The organism is Streptomyces scopuliridis, assembly GCF_042790125.1.
GTDB classification, from domain to species: Bacteria; Actinomycetota; Actinomycetes; order Streptomycetales; family Streptomycetaceae; genus Streptomyces; species Streptomyces scopuliridis_A.
The window spans coordinates 124228-139219 of record NZ_JBHTZS010000016.1 but is presented as its reverse complement, the minus strand read 5'-3'; the positions used below and the strand labels follow the sequence as shown (position 1 = coordinate 139219).

The window sequence follows — 14992 nt, the reverse complement described above, 5'->3', positions numbered from 1 at the left end:
AACCGCCAGTCCTCTTGACCGTTTTATCCCGCCGGGTGTCCGGGCAATCCTCAGCAGAGGATCCAACCGGTCGAGCCCTTCCGCCCCGAGACGACACCCGTCGCCCGTACGCAGCGGTTCAGCGCGTGCACCGTGACCGGACCGGCCCGCTCGGTGTAATCGCCGCTGTCCACGACCGGACTCCCGCCGCGCGGCTGGAGGCTGACCGACATCGCGCGCCGGGGCCCCGGCTTCTTGGCGACGGTGACCGCGCAGGCGTAGGCGCGGTTCTTGTAGACGCGCAGCTCACCGGTGGCGAAGCTGACCGTCTTCTGCGGCCGGCCCGAACAGACCGACGCGGCCTCGGCTCCTGACGCACCGGGACCGGCCAGGACCGTGGCTCCTGTGGCGATCAGCACCACCAGACAGTGCAGAAGCGCTCTCCTGATCCCGATTCCGTTCCGGGCGGTCCCAGCCGAACCGAACACGAATGCCCCCCTTGGCTACTCGGGTGTACATGCGTACGACGCGTGAGGGGCCGGGACGGTTGCGGAACCGCCCCGTACCACCGCGTACACCCCCGTCCGGCCCAGCGCGCCCCCGGCCTCTCACCGCACCACCGCGGGCTCCTCCTCGCCGATGAAGCTGTTCCACAGCCGGGTGTACCGGCCGTTCAGCGCGAGCAGTTGCTCGTGAGTGCCGTCCTCCACGACCCGGCCGTGGTCCATCACGATCACCCGGTCCGCGCGGGCCGCGGTGGTCAGCCGGTGGGCGACCACCAGGGTGGTACGGCGGCCGGTGAGCCGGTCGGTGGCCTGGTTGACCAGCGCCTCGCTCGCCAGGTCCAGCGCGGCGGTCGCCTCGTCCAGCAGCAGGATGTCCGGGTCGACCAGTTCGGCGCGGGCCAGGGCGACCAACTGGCGCTGTCCGGCGGAGAGATTGCGGCCGCGCTCGGCGACCTCGTGCAGATAGCCGCCGTCCAGCGTGGCGATCATCTCGTGGGCGCCGACCGCGCGGGCCGCGGCCTCCACCTCCGCGTCGGTCGCCTCGGGGCGCCCGTACGCGATGGCGTCCCGGACCGTACCGGCGAAGAGATACGCCTCCTGCGGTACGACACCGAGCCGGTGCCGGTACGCCGTCATATCCAGCTCGCGCAGGTCCGTACCGTCCGCCGTCACCCGGCCCGCGGTCGGGTCGTAGAACCGCGCGACCAGCTTGACCAGTGTGGACTTGCCCGCGCCGGTCTCGCCCACGAAGGCGACGGTCTGGCCGGCCGGAATACGCAGATCCACCCCCGTCAGCGCGGCCTCGGCGCCGCCGTCGCCGTCGCCGGAGACACGGTCGGTGGACAAGCCGTCGGCCGACTCGCCTCCGTACGTGAACTCGACGCCCTCGAAGGCGATCTCACCGCGCAGCGACAGCACGTCCAACGGCTCCTTCGGGGCGGCCGTCGACGTCCGCTCGCGCAGCAGTTCCTGGATCCGGCCCAGCGAGACGGTCGCCTGCTGGTAGCCGTCGAAGACCTGCGAGAGCTGCTGCACCGGCGCGAAGAACAGATCGATGTACAGGAGATACGCGACCAGCGCGCCGGTGGTCAGCGTGCCCGCCTCCACCCGCCCCGCGCCCACAATCAGCACGGCGGCGGCGGCCACCGAGGAGAGCAGCTGAACGAACGGGAAGTAGACCGATATCAGCCACTGGCCCCGCACCCGCGCCGAGCGGTAGTGGTCGCTGCGGGCCGCGAAGCGCTCGCCGCCGTCCTTCTCGCGCCGGAACGCCTGGACGATCCGCAGCCCGGACACGGACTCCTGGAGGTCCGCGTTGACGACGCTGATGCGCTCACGGGCCAGTTCGTACGCCTGCACGCTCTTGCGGCGGAAGAAGTACGTACCGACGACCAGCACGGGCAGGGTCGCGAAGACCACCAGCGCCAGTTCGACATCGATCACCAGCAGCGCCGCCAGTATGCCGAAGAAGGTGACGACGGAGACGAACGCGGTGACGAGCCCGGTCTGGAGGAAGGTCGACAGGGCATCGACGTCGGTGGTCATACGGGTCATGATCCGGCCCGTCAGCTCACGCTCGTAGTAGTCGAGTCCGAGCCGCTGGAGCTGGGCGAAGATCTTGAGCCGCAGCGCGTAGAGGACCCGTTCGCCGGTGCGGCCCGTCTTGCGGGTCTCGCCGATCTGCGCGGCCCACTGGACGAGCACGGTGAGCAGACCGAGCGAGGCGGCCGTCCAGACGGCGCCGAGGGCCAGTTGCTCGACGCCCTGGTCGATGCCGTGCCGGATGAGGACCGGGAGCAGCAGGCCCATGCCCGCGTCCACCGCGACGAGCGCCAGGCTGACCAGCAGCGGCAGTCCGAACCCGCGCAGCAGCCTGCGCAGCCCGTACGCGTCCTCGGCGGCCACGGCGCGCGCCTCGTCGATCGCGGGCAGGTCGGTGGCCGGGGGCAGCGCCTCGACCTGCGCGAGCAGTTCGGGCGTGGCGCCGGGGGCGGCGGAGTCGGAGGAGCCGCAGGACGCCTCGTCCCGTTCCCACAGGGCGGGGGTGACGCCACGCTCGACGTCGAACTCCGCGTCGATCTCGGCCTGGAGGGCGCGGGCGTCCTCCACGGACTCCGGTGACTCCACGGACCCCAGGGACTCGACGGACGCCTCGGACTCGACCGCTCCCGTCCCACCGCCTGCCCCGGACAGGGATTCGACGGCGACCGGAGTGTGACCGGGTGAGACCCCGCCCAGTTCGTCGGGCTCGGTCAGCAGCCGCCGGTAGAGGGCGGAGCGGCGCTGAAGCTCGTCATGTGTACCGATGTCCGCGAGCCGGCCGCCGTCCAGGACGGCGATACGGTCCGCCAGTCCGAGGGTGGAGCGGCGGTGGGCGATGAGCAGCGTCGTACGCCCGGCCATCACCGCGCGCAGCGCGTCATGGATCTCGTGCTCCACCCGGGCGTCCACGGCGGAGGTGGCGTCGTCGAGGACGAGCAGCCGGGGGTCGGTCAGGATGGCCCGCGCGAGCGCGATGCGCTGGCGCTGTCCGCCGGAGAGCGTGAGGCCCTGCTCGCCCACCTTGGTGTCGTAGCCGCCGGGCAGTTGGGAGATGAAGCCGTGGGCCTGGGCGGCGTGGGTGGCCCGGAGGATCTCCTCCTCGGTGGCGTCCGGCTTTCCGTAGGCGATGTTCGCGCGGACGGTGTCGGAGAAGAGGAAGCTGTCCTCCGGTACGAGCCCGATGGCGGCCCGCAGCGAGTGGAGGGTCAGCTCGCGTACGTCATGGCCGCCGACGAGGACCGCGCCGTGCGTCACGTCGTAGAAGCGGGGCAGCAGCAGCGAGACGGTGGATTTGCCGCTGCCGGAGGAGCCGACGACGGCGACGGTCTCGCCGGGCCGCATCTCCAGCGAGAAGCCTTCGAGAACGGTCCGCCCGTCCTCGTACGCGAACGACACGTCGTCGAACTCGACCGATGCCTCGGCATCCGCCGGGAGCTCCTTCGTACCGTCCTGAAGGGTCGGTTCGGTGTCGATCAGCTCCAGCACCCGTTCCACCCCGGCCCGCGCCTGCTGCCCGATGGTGAGCACCATGGCGAGCATCCGGACGGGGCCGACGAGCTGGGCGAGATAGGTGGAGAAGGCGACGAACGTGCCGAGGGTGATCTGCCCCCGGGTGGCCAGCCAGCCGCCGAGGGCCAGCATCGCGACCTGCCCGAGCGCGGGGACGGCCTGGAGGGCGGGGGTGTAGCGGGCGTTGAGCCTGATGGTGCGCAGCCGCCCGGCGAACAGCTTGCGGCCGGCCTCGCGGAGCTTTCCGGTCTCCTGGTCCTCCTGGCCGAACCCCTTGACCACGCGTACGCCGGAGACGGCCCCGTCGACGACCCCGGCGACGGCGGCGGCCTGCGACTGGGCGTACCAGGTGGCGGGGTGCAGCCGGGTGCGGCTGCGGCGGGCGATGAACCAGACGGCGGGGGCGACCGCCAGCGCGATCAGCGTCAGCGGCGGCGACAGCCACGCCATGATCACCAGGGAGATCAGGAACAGCAGCACATTGCCGATGGTCATCGGCAGCATGAAGAGCAGGCCCTGGATGAGCTGGAGGTCGCTGGTGGCGCGGCCGATGACCTGGCCGGTGGAGAGCGTGTCCTGGCGCCGCCCGTCGAGCCGGGCGATGGTGTCGTACATCTCCGTACGCAGGTCGTGCTGGACGTCGAGGGCGAGCCGCCCGCCGTAGTAGCGGCGGATGTAGGTGGTCACGTAGACGGCGAGCGCCGCGACGATCAGCAGGCCGGTCCAGACGAGGAGGGAACGGTCACCGGCCCCGATGACATCGTCGATGACGACCTTGGTGATCAGCGGGACGAGAGCCATCACCGCCATCCCGGCGAGCGAGGATCCGAGGGCGAGCACCACATTGCGCCGGTACCGCCACGCGTACCCGGTGAGCCGTCGTGCCCAGCCTTGTTCCGCCGCCGCCACTGAATGCCTCCCGATCGACCTGATCTGCCGGAAGGCACCAACGCGGGCGGTCGCGGATTTCATCCCTCCGCAACACATACCCGTCCGCGGCCGTAGACGTACGGGGCCGAGGTCCTAGGACCGCCGGAGCCAGGACCTAGGCGCCGGCCTGGAGGAGGTCCTTGTGGACTGTCCTGGCGACGGCCTGGATGGTGTTGATGCCGTCGTTCATCGTCTTGTCGTCGTGGGTGAGCACGGTGATCGTGTAGTCGTGGCCCTTGCCCGTGAACGCGCCGACGCTGTGCACGCGCCAGCCGTGGGTGGACCGCTGGAGCCAGCCGTTCTTGAGCTGGACGGTGGCGTCGGCCGGGGCGCCCGCCGGTACGCCCCAGCGCTGGGAGGTGACGACCTTGCCCATCCGGTCCAGGATGAAGGCGCGTGAGCCGGCGCTGAGCACGGTGTTCCTGGCAGTGATCAGGGACAGCAGCTTCTTCTCGTCCTGCGCGGTGATCTGGGTGAGGCCCCAGGAGCCCCGCGCGCCCGGAACCGTCCGGGTCATCCCCGCGGCCTTGAGGAAGCCCTTGACCTTCGTCGGGCCGAGCTGCTTCCACAGCGCGCTGGTCGACGCGTTGTCCGACTTGGTGATCATGGCCGTGGCGAGATCGGTCTCACGCTTGGTCAGCTCGCGGTCCGTCTTCTGCGCGTCCCAGAGCAGGGTCGCGAGGACAGTGACCTTGACCACACTGGCGGAGTCGTACGGCTGCGTGGCGCGCAGGGTGCAGCGCGTATGGGTCGTGCGGTCGTCGACCGCGAGCGCCGTGGTGGACTTCCGGCCCTTGAGCGACGCGGTGATGTCCCGGGCGAGCTTGGCCCCGAGCCCGGTCCTGTCCGAGGTGCAGGCGACGGCCGGAGCCGCCGCCGCGGCGGGCGCCGCTCCCGCGGTCACCGGTACGAGCACGCCCGCCGCCAGGGCAGCGGCGAGCGGGCCCCGGGCACGCCGGGGTATTCGCTGGTGAGTCATGAAGGATTCCCGCCCCTGGAGCGTCGGCGAGCGCGCCCCGCGCGGCGCGCTCGCTGAACATGATGCACACGGACGGGTGAGGGGTTATACGGTCGGCCGGTGTCGTGATTATCACAACTGTCGCCCTTGCCGCAAGCGTCCCCCGTGCCCCCGGCTCAGAGACGAGCCGCCCTCGCCTCAGAGACGGGGCGCCCCTCAGAGATGGGTCGGGGCGAACATCCTGAGCAGGGCGGGGAGAACGACCACCGACGGGCCCGGCTCCGTGAGCGCCTTGGCGAGGTCCTCGCGCAGCGATTCCGGGGTGGTACGGACCGCCGGGACCCCGAAGGACTCGGACAGGGCCACGAAGTCCGGCCGGGACAGCTCCGTGCCGGTCGCCTCACCGAAGGCGTCCGTCATGTACTCGCGCAGGATCCCGTAGCCGCCGTCGTCCACGATGAGCCAGGTGACCGGCAGGTCGTACTGACGGGCGGTGGCCAGCTCCGCGAGCGAGTACATCGCGCCGCCGTCGCCGGAGACGGCGAGGACCGGTTTCGTACGGTCGGCCGCCGCCGCGCCCAGGGCGGCGGGGAAGGCGTAGCCGAGGCCGCCCGCGCCCTGCCCGGAGTGCATCGGGCCCGGCCAGGCGGACCAGGCCCAGTAGGCGAGGATCGTCATGTCCCAGAAGCTGGGGGACGCGGCGGGCAGCGCGTCGCGTACGGAGGCCAGCACCCGCCGCTCCAGCGTGAGGTCCTGGGCGTCGATCCTCGCCCGTACCTTGGCCAGCACCGTGCGGACCGACTCGGCGCCCGACGGGTCCCGGCGCTCGCTCACCGCGTCCAGCAGCGCGGACAGCGCGTTGCGGGCGTCGGCGTGGATGCCGAGGGCGGGGTGGTTGGACTCCAGCTTGCCGAGGTCCGCCTCGATCTGGATCACCCGGCCGCGCGGGCGGAACGTGTGGTAGTTCGAGGAGAGTTCACCGAGCCCCGAGCCCACCACCAGCAGCACGTCCGCGTCTTCGAGGAAGTCCGTGGTGTGGCGGTCCTCCAGCCAGGACTGGAGCGAGAGCGGATGCTCCCAGGGGAAGGCGCCCTTGCCGCCGAAGGTGGTGACGACCGGCGCGGACAGCTTCTCGGCCAGCGCGCGGAGCTTGCCCGCGGCGTCGGCGCGTACGACTCCGCCGCCCGCGATGATCGCCGGGCGGGCGGCGTTCGACAGCGCGTGGGCGGCCACGGCGGTCAGCTCGGGACGGGGCATCAGCTCGCGCGGGGTGGCGTCCATGGCGGTGACGACCGGCAGGGACGTTTCGGCGAGGAGGACGTCCTGCGGGATCTCGACCCAGACCGGGCCGTGCGGCGCGGTGAGCGCGGACTCCCAGGCGGCGGCGATCGCGGACGGGATCTGGGAGGCGGCGCGCACGGGATGCACGGACTTCACGATGTCGCGGAACGACGCCTGCTGGTCGCGCAGTTCATGCAGATAGCCGTGCCGGCCGCCGCCGAGCCCCGCCGACGGGACCTGACTGGAGATCGCGAGGACGGGCGCGGAGGCGGCAGCGGCCTCCTGGAGCGCGGCGAGCGAGGTCAGGGCGCCAGGACCGGTGGAGAGCAGCAGCGGGGCGACCTCGCCGGTGACCCTGCCGTACGCGTCGGCGGCGAACCCCGCGTTGTTCTCGACGCGGAGGCCGATGTACTGGAGCGAGGACCGGCGCAGGGCGTCGAACATGCCCAGCGCGTGCTGTCCCGGCAGCCCGAACACGGTGGTGGCGCCGAGCCCGTACAGCGTCTCGACGACCAGATCACCGCCGTTGCGCCCGGCGGGCGGCGCCAGGGCCGCGGCGGTCTGTTCCGGGGTGAGGGGCCGGGGACCGTGGTCGTGATCGTGGTCGTGGGTCACTTCGACGCCCTTCCGGCGGCGATCTGCCGGGACATGACCGTCGTCAGTTCGTACGCCGTGTGGGAGGCGGCGACGGAGGTGATCTCGGCGTGGTCGTACGCGGGCGCGACCTCGACGACATCCGCCGAGACGAGGTGGCAGGAGGCCAGCCCCCGCACTATTTCGAGGAGTTCGCGGGAGGTCAGCCCGCCGGCCTCGGGCGTGCCGGTGCCGGGCGCGTGCGCCGGGTCCAGCACATCGATGTCGATGGAGATGTACAGCGGACGGTCCCCGATGCGCTGGCGCAGCTGGTCGGCGATCTCGTCCACGCCCCGGCGCATCACATCGGCGGACGTGACGATCCCGAAGCCCATCTTGGCGTCGTCGTCCAGATCCCGCTTGCCGTACAGCGGGCCGCGCGTACCGACGTGGGAGAGCGCCTCCGTATCGAGGATGCCCTCCTCGACGGCCCGGCGGAACGGCGTGCCGTGCGTGTACTCGGCGCCGAAGTAGGTGTCCCAGGTGTCCAGATGGGCGTCGAAGTGGAGCAGCGCGACCGGGCCGTGCCGCTTCGCCACCGACCGCAGCAGCGGCAGCGCGATGGTGTGGTCGCCGCCGAGGGTCATCAGCCGCGCGCCCGTCCCGAGCAGTTCGTCGGCGGCGGCCTCGATGGTGTCGACGGCCTCGTTGATGTTGAACGGGTTGGCGGCGATGTCCCCGGCGTCGGCGACCTGCGCGAGCGCGAACGGGGACGCGTCCTGGGCCGGGTTGTACGGGCGCAGGAGGCGCGACGCCTCGCGGATCGCGTTGCCGCCGAAGCGGGCGCCGGGGCGGTAGGAGACGCCGGTGTCGAACGGGACGCCGACGACGGCGACATCGGCGGTGCCGACCTCGTCGAGCCGGGGCAGCCGGGCGAAGGTGGCCGGGCCCGCGTACCTCGGGACCCGGGACGAGTCGACCGGACCGCGTGGACCGCCGTCGCCGCCCCCGGCGCCGGGGACCTGGGATTCGTTTCCGTTGCTGCTCATCGTCGGGCCTCTCCGGGTTCTGCTCGCGCGGCCTCGTGCTGCCGTGTACCGATAAACGCCGCCGCGTGCTGCTGTGTGGTGCTCTGTCAAGAATGGACCGGCCCACTGACAAGGGGCCGGTCCGGGTCGTGTGTCCGCCGCCCTCAGCCCACGGGAACGGCTGGTGCCGACGGGGTCTCGGGGCTCTCGTCGTCCGTCTCGCCCGCGAGCCGCCGCCGCCACGCGGCCAGCACCGCTTCATCCGTCGGCCTGGTCACCAGGCTGACGATCAGATAGGCGGCCAGCGAGGACAACAGCCCGTAGTAGACGGGCTCGTTGGCGAGGATGCCGTACGCCGCCATCAGCCCCACGACGGCTCCGCCGCCCACGATCACACCGGCCAGCGCGCCGTACACCGTCCCGCGCTTCCAGAGCAGACCGCCGAGGATCGGCACCAGCAGTCCGCCGACGAGCAGGTTGTACGCGACGGTGAGGGCCTCGACGACATCGTTGAGCGCGATCGCGATGGCGATGACGCCGATCCCCATGATCAGGATGAACAGCCGGTTCCCCCTGACCTCGTCGTGCCCGACGCCGTCCGCCCCGCCCGCCGCCCCGCCGCCCCGGCCGCCGAGCCTCCGCAGCCGTGACCAGATGTCGTTGTTCGCGACGGTCGCGCAGGCGATCAGCGCGCCGGAGGAGGTCGACATCACGGCCGCGAGGGCGGCGGCCAGCACCAGCCCCCGTACGCCCATGGGCAGTTCGTCCTTGACGATGGTCGCGAACGCGTCGTCCGCGCTGCCGAGGTTCGGGTAGAGCACCTTGGCCGCGGTTCCGATGACCGCTCCGGCCAGCGCGTACACCAGACAGTACGTACCGGCGACGGTCCCGCCCCAGCGCGCCACCTTGTCGCCGCGCGCGGTGAACACCCGCTGCCAGATGTCCTGTCCGATCAGCATGCCGAAGGTGTAGATCAGCACGTAGGTGAAGATCGTCTCGCCGCCGATTCCGAACGGCGCGAAGTACTCGTCCGGCAGCTTCGCCCGCATCTCGCTGAACCCGCCCGCCTTGACCACCGCGATGGGCAGCAGGAGCAGCAGCAGCCCGATGGTCTTCACGACGAACTGCACCATGTCGGTGATCGTGATGGACCACATGCCGCCGAGCGTCGAGTACGCGACGACGATCGTCCCGCCCAGGATGATCGCGACGGTGCGGTGCAGATCGAAGAGGACGTCGAAGATCGTGGCGTACGCGATGGTCGAGGTGACGGCCAGCATCAGGGTGTACGCCCACATCACGATGCCCGAGATGACCCCGGCCCGGCCGCCGTAGCGCAGATCGAGCATCTCGGAGACGGTGTAGACCTTCAGCCGGGCGATCCGCGCGGAGAAGAAGACCGAGAGGGCGAGCAGTCCGAGGCCGATGGTGAAGACCATCCAGGCGCCGGAGAGCCCGTGCTTGTAGCCGAGGCCGACCCCGCCGATCGTGGAGGCGCCGCCGAGGACGATCGCGGCCATCGTGCCCGAGTACATCCAGGGGCCCAGCCTGCGGCCCGCCACCAGGAACTCGCTCTTGGACTTGGCGCGGCGCATGCCCCACCAGCCCATGGCCAGCATGCCGGCCAGATAGACGACGATCACCGCGTAATCGACAGCCATGGGCTTCCTCCGTCTCGACTCGGGTTCTTCATCCCGTGTTCGTGTGGGTCATGACGGTAGGTGGCCGGAAAGCGTCGCTGAAGTGTACGTTTCATCCACTCGACGTACGACCGATGGATGGAACATCCATGACGGACCCCACCCCGCCCACCCCGCCGGTTCCGCTGGCGGCGCTGCTCGCGGACCGGGATCTCGGGCTGCGCCGGATCGCCGGGCCGCCGGACGACGGCTCCCAGGCGGTGCACTGGGTGCACACCTCCGAGATGGCCGATCCGTATCCGTATCTGCTCGGCGGGGAGCTGCTGCTGACCGCCGGTGTCCAGCTCCGCGACGCGCACGCGGACGAGTACGCGGCGCGGGTGGTCGAGGCGGGCGCGGCGGCGCTCGGTTTCGGGGTGACACCGGTGTACGACACGGTGCCGCCCGCGCTCGTGGAGGCATGCGACCGGCATGGTCTGCCGCTGCTCGAAGTGCCGCCCCGTACCCCGTTCACCACCGTCGCACGCGGGGTGTGGCGGCTGATGGCGGAAGCACGCCATCGCGAGCTGCGCCGGGTGACCCAGGCGCAGCAGGGCCTGGCGGCCGCCGCGGCACGCCAGGACCCGGTGCCCGCGGTGCTGCGGCAGCTGGCGGTGCGGCTGGGGGGCCGGGCGGTGCTGTTCGCGCCGGACGGCGCGGAGCTGCACACCACGGGCAGGCTTCCATCGCCCGGGGCGCGTACGGCGCTCGCCCGGCTGGCCCGGGTGGTACGCGGCGGACCGGCGTCCGCCACCGACACCGCCCAGGGCGCCCATCTCGCCGCCTACGCGCTCGGCGGCGGCCAGGGTCTCGTCCTCGGCGTGGTCACCGAGGGGCGGGAGGCCGGGGACCACACCGTGGCCGGTGTCGCCGTCGTCCTGCTGTCGCTGCTCACCGCGCCGCATCAGAGCGCGGCGGAGGCGGGCCGCTCGGCGGCGCTCGTCCGGCTGCTGCTCGGGGCCACACCCGCCGAGGCCGCGCCGCTGCTCGGGCCGGGGCCGTGGAGCGTGGTCCACGCGCGCGGCGGCTCCACGCCCTTCGCGGCGGGCGCGCTGGCGGCGGCGCTGGGCAGTGCGCTGGTCGACACGGACGGCACCACGACCCGGGTCGTCACCGACCGCGAGGTCACCGCCAGGCCAGGCTGGACCCTGGGGGTCAGCGAGCCGGTGGAACCGGCGGAACTGGCCGCCGCCGACACCCGCGCCGAGCGCGCGCTGCGCCGCGCGGAGGCCACCCGTACCCCGCTCGTACGCCACCACGGGGAGGGACTCACCGGCCTGTTCGCCCCCGAGGAGGCCGCCGCCCACGCCCGTACCCGCCTGGCACCGCTCACCGGCTCCCCGGCCCTGGCCGAGACGCTGCGGGTCTGGCTCTCGCTGCACGGCAGCTGGGACCGTACGGCGGTGGCCCTGACCGTCCACCGCAACACCGTCCGCCAGCGCATCGCCCGCTGCGCGACGCTGCTGGACGTGGACCTGGACGACGCGGACGTACGGATGGAGCTGTGGTTCGCGCTGCGCTGGGTGTGACCCGGCGCGCGTGACCCGGCGCCGAGCCGAGCGCCCTGTCCGGATTCCGCCAGCGCGCCGGGGGCCGGCCGCCGAGGCTGGGCTCATGACCACGTACACACCTCTCCCCGTCCCTCCCGCCGCGCTCAAGGAACTCCGCGAACTCGACGACGCCGGGCGGCCGGTGCTGCCGTACCTCGCGCGTGAGGACGGCGTTCCCCTCGCTTGCGTGGGCAGCCCGCTGCGCTGCTGTCTGCGGGCGATCGAGCCCGGCGACCGGGTCGCCCTCGTCTCGTACGCGCCGCTGCGCCGCTGGGCGGCGGCGACGGGAGCCGAGCCCGGGGCCTACGACGAGGCGGGGCCCGTGTTCATCCACGCCGACGCGTGCGCAGAGCCACCGGAAGCCCGGGGTTACCCCTTCGCGCGACCGGGCGCTCTTCGCACCCTCCGCCGCTACGACGACGCGGGACACATCGTCGGGGGCCGCCTCTTCGAGATCCCGGACGACGCCGAGGCAGGGTTCGACCGGGCTTTCGCGGAAGCGTTCGCCGAGCCGGAGGTGGCGCTGGTGCATGTGCGGGCCCTGGAGTACGGCTGCTTCCAGTTCGAGGTCCGGCGGCCGTAGGCGGTGCCCGGCGGTCCCGCCGGTCGTCCCGGGGGCCTGGACACCGGAACGAACCGCCGGGTAACTTGGATGAGCAAGCGCTTAGCCACGAGGGGGAGGAACTCCAGTGCGCCGTACCGTCTACAACGAGGACCACGAGGCGTTCCGGGAGACCATCCGGGCCTTCATCGAGGCCGAGGTCGTCCCTGTCCACGACGAGTGGTACGCGGCGGGGCAGGCGCCCCGCGACTTCTACCACCAACTCGGCGAGCTGGGCATCTTCGGGATCGAGGTGCCCGAGGAGTACGGCGGCGCGGGTGAGGAATCGTTCAAGTTCCAGGCGGTCATCACCGAGGAGTGCGCACGCGCGGGTGTCTCCTTCGGCGGCTCCGGGGTCCATGTGGCGCTCTGTCTGCCCTATTTGAAGGCGTACGCCACCGACGAGCAGAAGAAGCGCTGGCTGCCGGACTTCGTCAGCGGCCGGGCCATGTACGCCATCGCCATGACCGAGCCGGGCACGGGCTCCGACCTGGCCGGTATGAAGACCACCGCCAGGCTCTCGGAGGACGGTACGCACTACGTCCTGAACGGCGCGAAGACGTTCATCACCGGCGGCGTGCACGCGGACCGGGTGATCGTCTGCGCCCGTACCGCCGCCCCGACCGCCGAGGACCGCCGGCACGGCATCTCGCTGCTGGTCGTGGACACGAAGTCCGAGGGGTACGCGGTCGGCCGCAAGCTCGACAAGCTGGGCCTGCGGATCTCCGACACCGCCGAGCTGTCCTTCACCGACGTCAAGGTCCCCGTCGAGGACCTGCTCGGCGAGGAGAACAAGGGCTTCTCCTACCTCGGCCAGAATCTGCCGCAGGAGCGGCTGGGCATCGCCGTCGGCGCGTACGCGCAGGCCGCCGCGGCGGTCCGGTTCGCGCAGGCGTACGTCCAGGAGCGGACGGTCTTCGGCAAGAGCGTCGCGTCGTTCCAGAACACGAAGTTCGAACTGGCCGCGTGCAAGGCCGAGGTGGACGCGGCCGAGGCCGTCGTCGACCGCGCGCTGGAGGCCCATGACCTGGGCGAGCTGTCCGCCGCCGAGGCCGCGTCCGCGAAGCTCTTCACCACCGAGGTCGCGCACCGCGTCATCGACAAGTGCCTCCAGCTGCACGGCGGTTACGGCTATATGAACGAGTACCCGATCGCCCGGCTGTACGCGGACAACCGCGTGAACCGGATCTACGGCGGTACCAGCGAGGTCATGAAGATGATCATCGCCAAGTCGATGGGGCTGTAACACGCCGCGACGAGGGGGCGGGCCGGCGCGGCCGTACGGTCAGAGCAGGCCCGCCTCGTTCAGCAGATAGGCGGTCATCGGGTCGTAGAAACGCGGGTCCGTGACATGGTCGTCCAGCGGGACGGTCACCTCCAGCGTGCCTTCCGCCTCGGCGATGAAGAGCGCCGGGTCGTTGCAGTCCGCGTACCCGACCGAGTCCAGTCCGCGCTGGCCCGCGCACCCCGCCCAGCCGTGGTCCGCGACCACCAGATCGGGCTGCGGTCTGCCCTCGCGCTCCAGACCGTCCAGGATCGCCCGCATCGGCTCCGGCGAGTGCGTGTGCCAGAGGGTCGCGCCGCGCTCCAGCATCGCGACATCGGCGAACTGGAAGACCATGCCCTCGTCGGCGGTGAGCCCGCCCGGGATCCGGACGATCTCGCACCCCGCGGCCCGCAGGGCGTCCGCCGTCTGCCGGTGCACGTCCAGCAGCCCGCCGGGGTGGCCGGTCGCGAACAGTACGCGCTGCTTGCCGGCGGCGGCCTTGCGCAGCCGGGCGGCGAGCCGTTCCAGGCCGTCCACGGTCAGCTCGGGATCGATGGTGTCCTGGCCGGCCCGGTGCTCGGGGTCGTCGCTGACCCCGCACCGCTCGGCCATCACGGCGAGCACGTCCTGCTCGTCGGTCCAGCGGTCGCCCAGCTCCAGGCCGAGCCAGTAGTGGCGGTCGCCGTTGGCCAGCTTGCGGTAGTGGGAGAGGTTGTTGTCACGGGGCGTGGCGACATTCCCGGCGATACGCGTTCGGACGAGATGGTCGACAAGGGCGGCACGGCTCGGTATCGGCATGAGCCCATTGTGCCGTCCGGCCCGCGCGCCGCGCCGGGTGTCCCGGTTCACGGACGGTCTTCGGCCGGTCTTCGACCAGCCCGGACTCCGTACGCCCCCGTCGGCGGGGTCCGCCGGGCCTCATCCGCGACCGGCGGCGTCCCCCGGCTCGTCCGTACCGCCCGCCTCACCCGTCTCGCCGAGCGCCGCGAACGCGCCATGTGCCAGGCGGCGCAGCAGGGACTCCGTGGCCGCGCGGCCCGGGAGGCCACCGCCCGGTGAGCCGAGGTGCGGTGTCGAGTTCAGCAGGCCGAAGACCGCGTGGACGGCGCCGCGCGCCTGGGATTCCGGGACGGCCGGGTACAGCTCCCGTACGACCGTGACCCACAGCTCCACGTACTGCCGCTGGAGCTGGCGCACCAGCTTGCGGTCGCTGTCCCTCAGCCGGTCCAGTTCGCGGTCGTGCAGGGTGATCAGCGGGCGGTCGTCGAGGGCGAAGTCGATGTGTCCGTCGATCAGGGAGGCCAGTACGGCGGCCGGGTCGCCGGCCGCGCCCGCGCCCCGTACGCGCAGCTTCCCGCCGTCCAGCAGCCGTCCGCTGATGCCGACCAGCAGCTCGGCGAGCATCGCGTCCTTGCCCGCGAAATGGCGGTACAGACCGGGCCCGCTGATGCCGACGGCCGCCCCTATCTCGTCGACACCGACGCCATGGAACCCGCGCTCGGCGAAGAGGCGCGCTGCCTCGCTGAGGATCTGCTCGCGGCGGGTCGGGGCCGCGGTCCTGGTGCTCATGGGAAATCATTCTAGACAGG

General features: G+C 71.9%; 11 protein-coding genes. 3 read left to right on the top strand and 8 right to left on the bottom strand.

The window, feature by feature from the left end:
• Positions 1 to 50: 50 nt before the first annotated feature.
• From ACFRKB_RS24215 to ACFRKB_RS24190, 6 genes are all read right to left on the bottom strand, one after another.
• Positions 51 to 404: a hypothetical protein gene (locus tag ACFRKB_RS24215; RefSeq protein WP_383108525.1), complete on the bottom strand. Its 354-nt coding sequence runs from the start codon at positions 402 to 404 to the stop codon at positions 51 to 53.
• 183 nt (positions 405 to 587) lie between these two features.
• A complete protein-coding gene (locus tag ACFRKB_RS24210) occupies positions 588 to 4445 on the bottom strand; it encodes an ABC transporter ATP-binding protein (RefSeq protein WP_383108481.1) in 3858 nt (1285 codons plus the stop codon).
• Between the two features lie 136 nt (positions 4446 to 4581).
• Positions 4582 to 5445, bottom strand: coding sequence for a serine hydrolase (locus ACFRKB_RS24205; protein ID WP_383108480.1), 864 nt, complete (start codon positions 5443 to 5445; stop codon positions 4582 to 4584).
• Between the two features lie 195 nt (positions 5446 to 5640).
• A complete protein-coding gene (locus ACFRKB_RS24200; protein ID WP_383108479.1) occupies positions 5641 to 7320 on the bottom strand; it encodes a thiamine pyrophosphate-binding protein in 1680 nt (559 codons plus the stop codon).
• A complete protein-coding gene (speB, locus tag ACFRKB_RS24195) occupies positions 7317 to 8327 on the bottom strand; it encodes an agmatinase (protein WP_383108477.1) in 1011 nt (336 codons plus the stop codon). The genes ACFRKB_RS24200 and speB overlap by 4 nt, the downstream gene beginning before the upstream one ends.
• Before the next feature lie 143 nt (positions 8328 to 8470).
• Positions 8471 to 9967 carry a sodium:solute symporter family protein gene (locus ACFRKB_RS24190; protein ID WP_383108476.1) on the bottom strand — a complete coding sequence of 499 codons (1497 nt, stop codon included), beginning with the start codon at positions 9965 to 9967 and terminating at the stop codon, positions 8471 to 8473.
• Positions 9968 to 10095: 128 nt separating this feature from the next.
• On the opposite strand from ACFRKB_RS24190, the gene ACFRKB_RS24185 reads away from it, so the two are divergent.
• The 3 genes from ACFRKB_RS24185 (at position 10096) to ACFRKB_RS24175 (ending at position 13382) form a co-directional block, all read left to right on the top strand.
• Complete coding sequence (locus tag ACFRKB_RS24185) at positions 10096 to 11514, top strand: PucR family transcriptional regulator (RefSeq protein WP_383108475.1); 1419 nt, start codon at positions 10096 to 10098, stop codon at positions 11512 to 11514.
• 85 nt (positions 11515 to 11599) lie between these two features.
• Positions 11600 to 12118, top strand: coding sequence for a DUF1203 domain-containing protein (locus ACFRKB_RS24180; protein WP_383108474.1), 519 nt, complete (start codon positions 11600 to 11602; stop codon positions 12116 to 12118).
• Between the two features lie 106 nt (positions 12119 to 12224).
• Positions 12225 to 13382, top strand: a complete 1158-nt coding sequence (locus ACFRKB_RS24175; RefSeq protein WP_365972589.1) for an acyl-CoA dehydrogenase family protein — start codon at positions 12225 to 12227, stop codon at positions 13380 to 13382.
• A 39-nt stretch (positions 13383 to 13421) separates the two neighbouring features.
• Here ACFRKB_RS24175 and ACFRKB_RS24170 read toward each other — a convergent pair whose 3' ends face one another.
• Together ACFRKB_RS24170 and ACFRKB_RS24165 are read right to left on the bottom strand one after the other, a co-directional pair.
• Positions 13422 to 14201, bottom strand: a complete 780-nt coding sequence (locus ACFRKB_RS24170; RefSeq protein WP_365972588.1) for a phosphatase — start codon at positions 14199 to 14201, stop codon at positions 13422 to 13424.
• A gap of 120 nt (positions 14202 to 14321) precedes the next feature.
• The gene (locus tag ACFRKB_RS24165) at positions 14322 to 14972 is read right to left on the bottom strand and encodes an SACE_7040 family transcriptional regulator (protein WP_383108472.1); all 651 of its coding nucleotides are present in this window, start codon (positions 14970 to 14972) and stop codon (positions 14322 to 14324) included.
• Positions 14973 to 14992: the final 20 nt, after the last annotated feature.

Excerpts from the sequence above, each read along its gene's own strand:
- ACFRKB_RS24165 (WP_383108472.1), bottom strand. The coding sequence starts at position 14,972 with ATGAGCACCAGGACCGCGGCCCCGACCCGCCGCGAGCAGATCCTCAGC.
- ACFRKB_RS24170 (WP_365972588.1), bottom strand. The coding sequence starts at position 14,201 with ATGCCGATACCGAGCCGTGCCGCCCTTGTCGACCATCTCGTCCGAACG.
- ACFRKB_RS24180 (WP_383108474.1), top strand. The coding sequence starts at position 11,600 with ATGACCACGTACACACCTCTCCCCGTCCCTCCCGCCGCGCTCAAGGAA.
- ACFRKB_RS24185 (WP_383108475.1), top strand. The coding sequence starts at position 10,096 with ATGACGGACCCCACCCCGCCCACCCCGCCGGTTCCGCTGGCGGCGCTG.
- ACFRKB_RS24190 (WP_383108476.1), bottom strand. The coding sequence starts at position 9,967 with ATGGCTGTCGATTACGCGGTGATCGTCGTCTATCTGGCCGGCATGCTG.
- ACFRKB_RS24205 (WP_383108480.1), bottom strand. The coding sequence starts at position 5,445 with ATGACTCACCAGCGAATACCCCGGCGTGCCCGGGGCCCGCTCGCCGCT.
- speB (WP_383108477.1), bottom strand. The coding sequence starts at position 8,327 with ATGAGCAGCAACGGAAACGAATCCCAGGTCCCCGGCGCCGGGGGCGGC.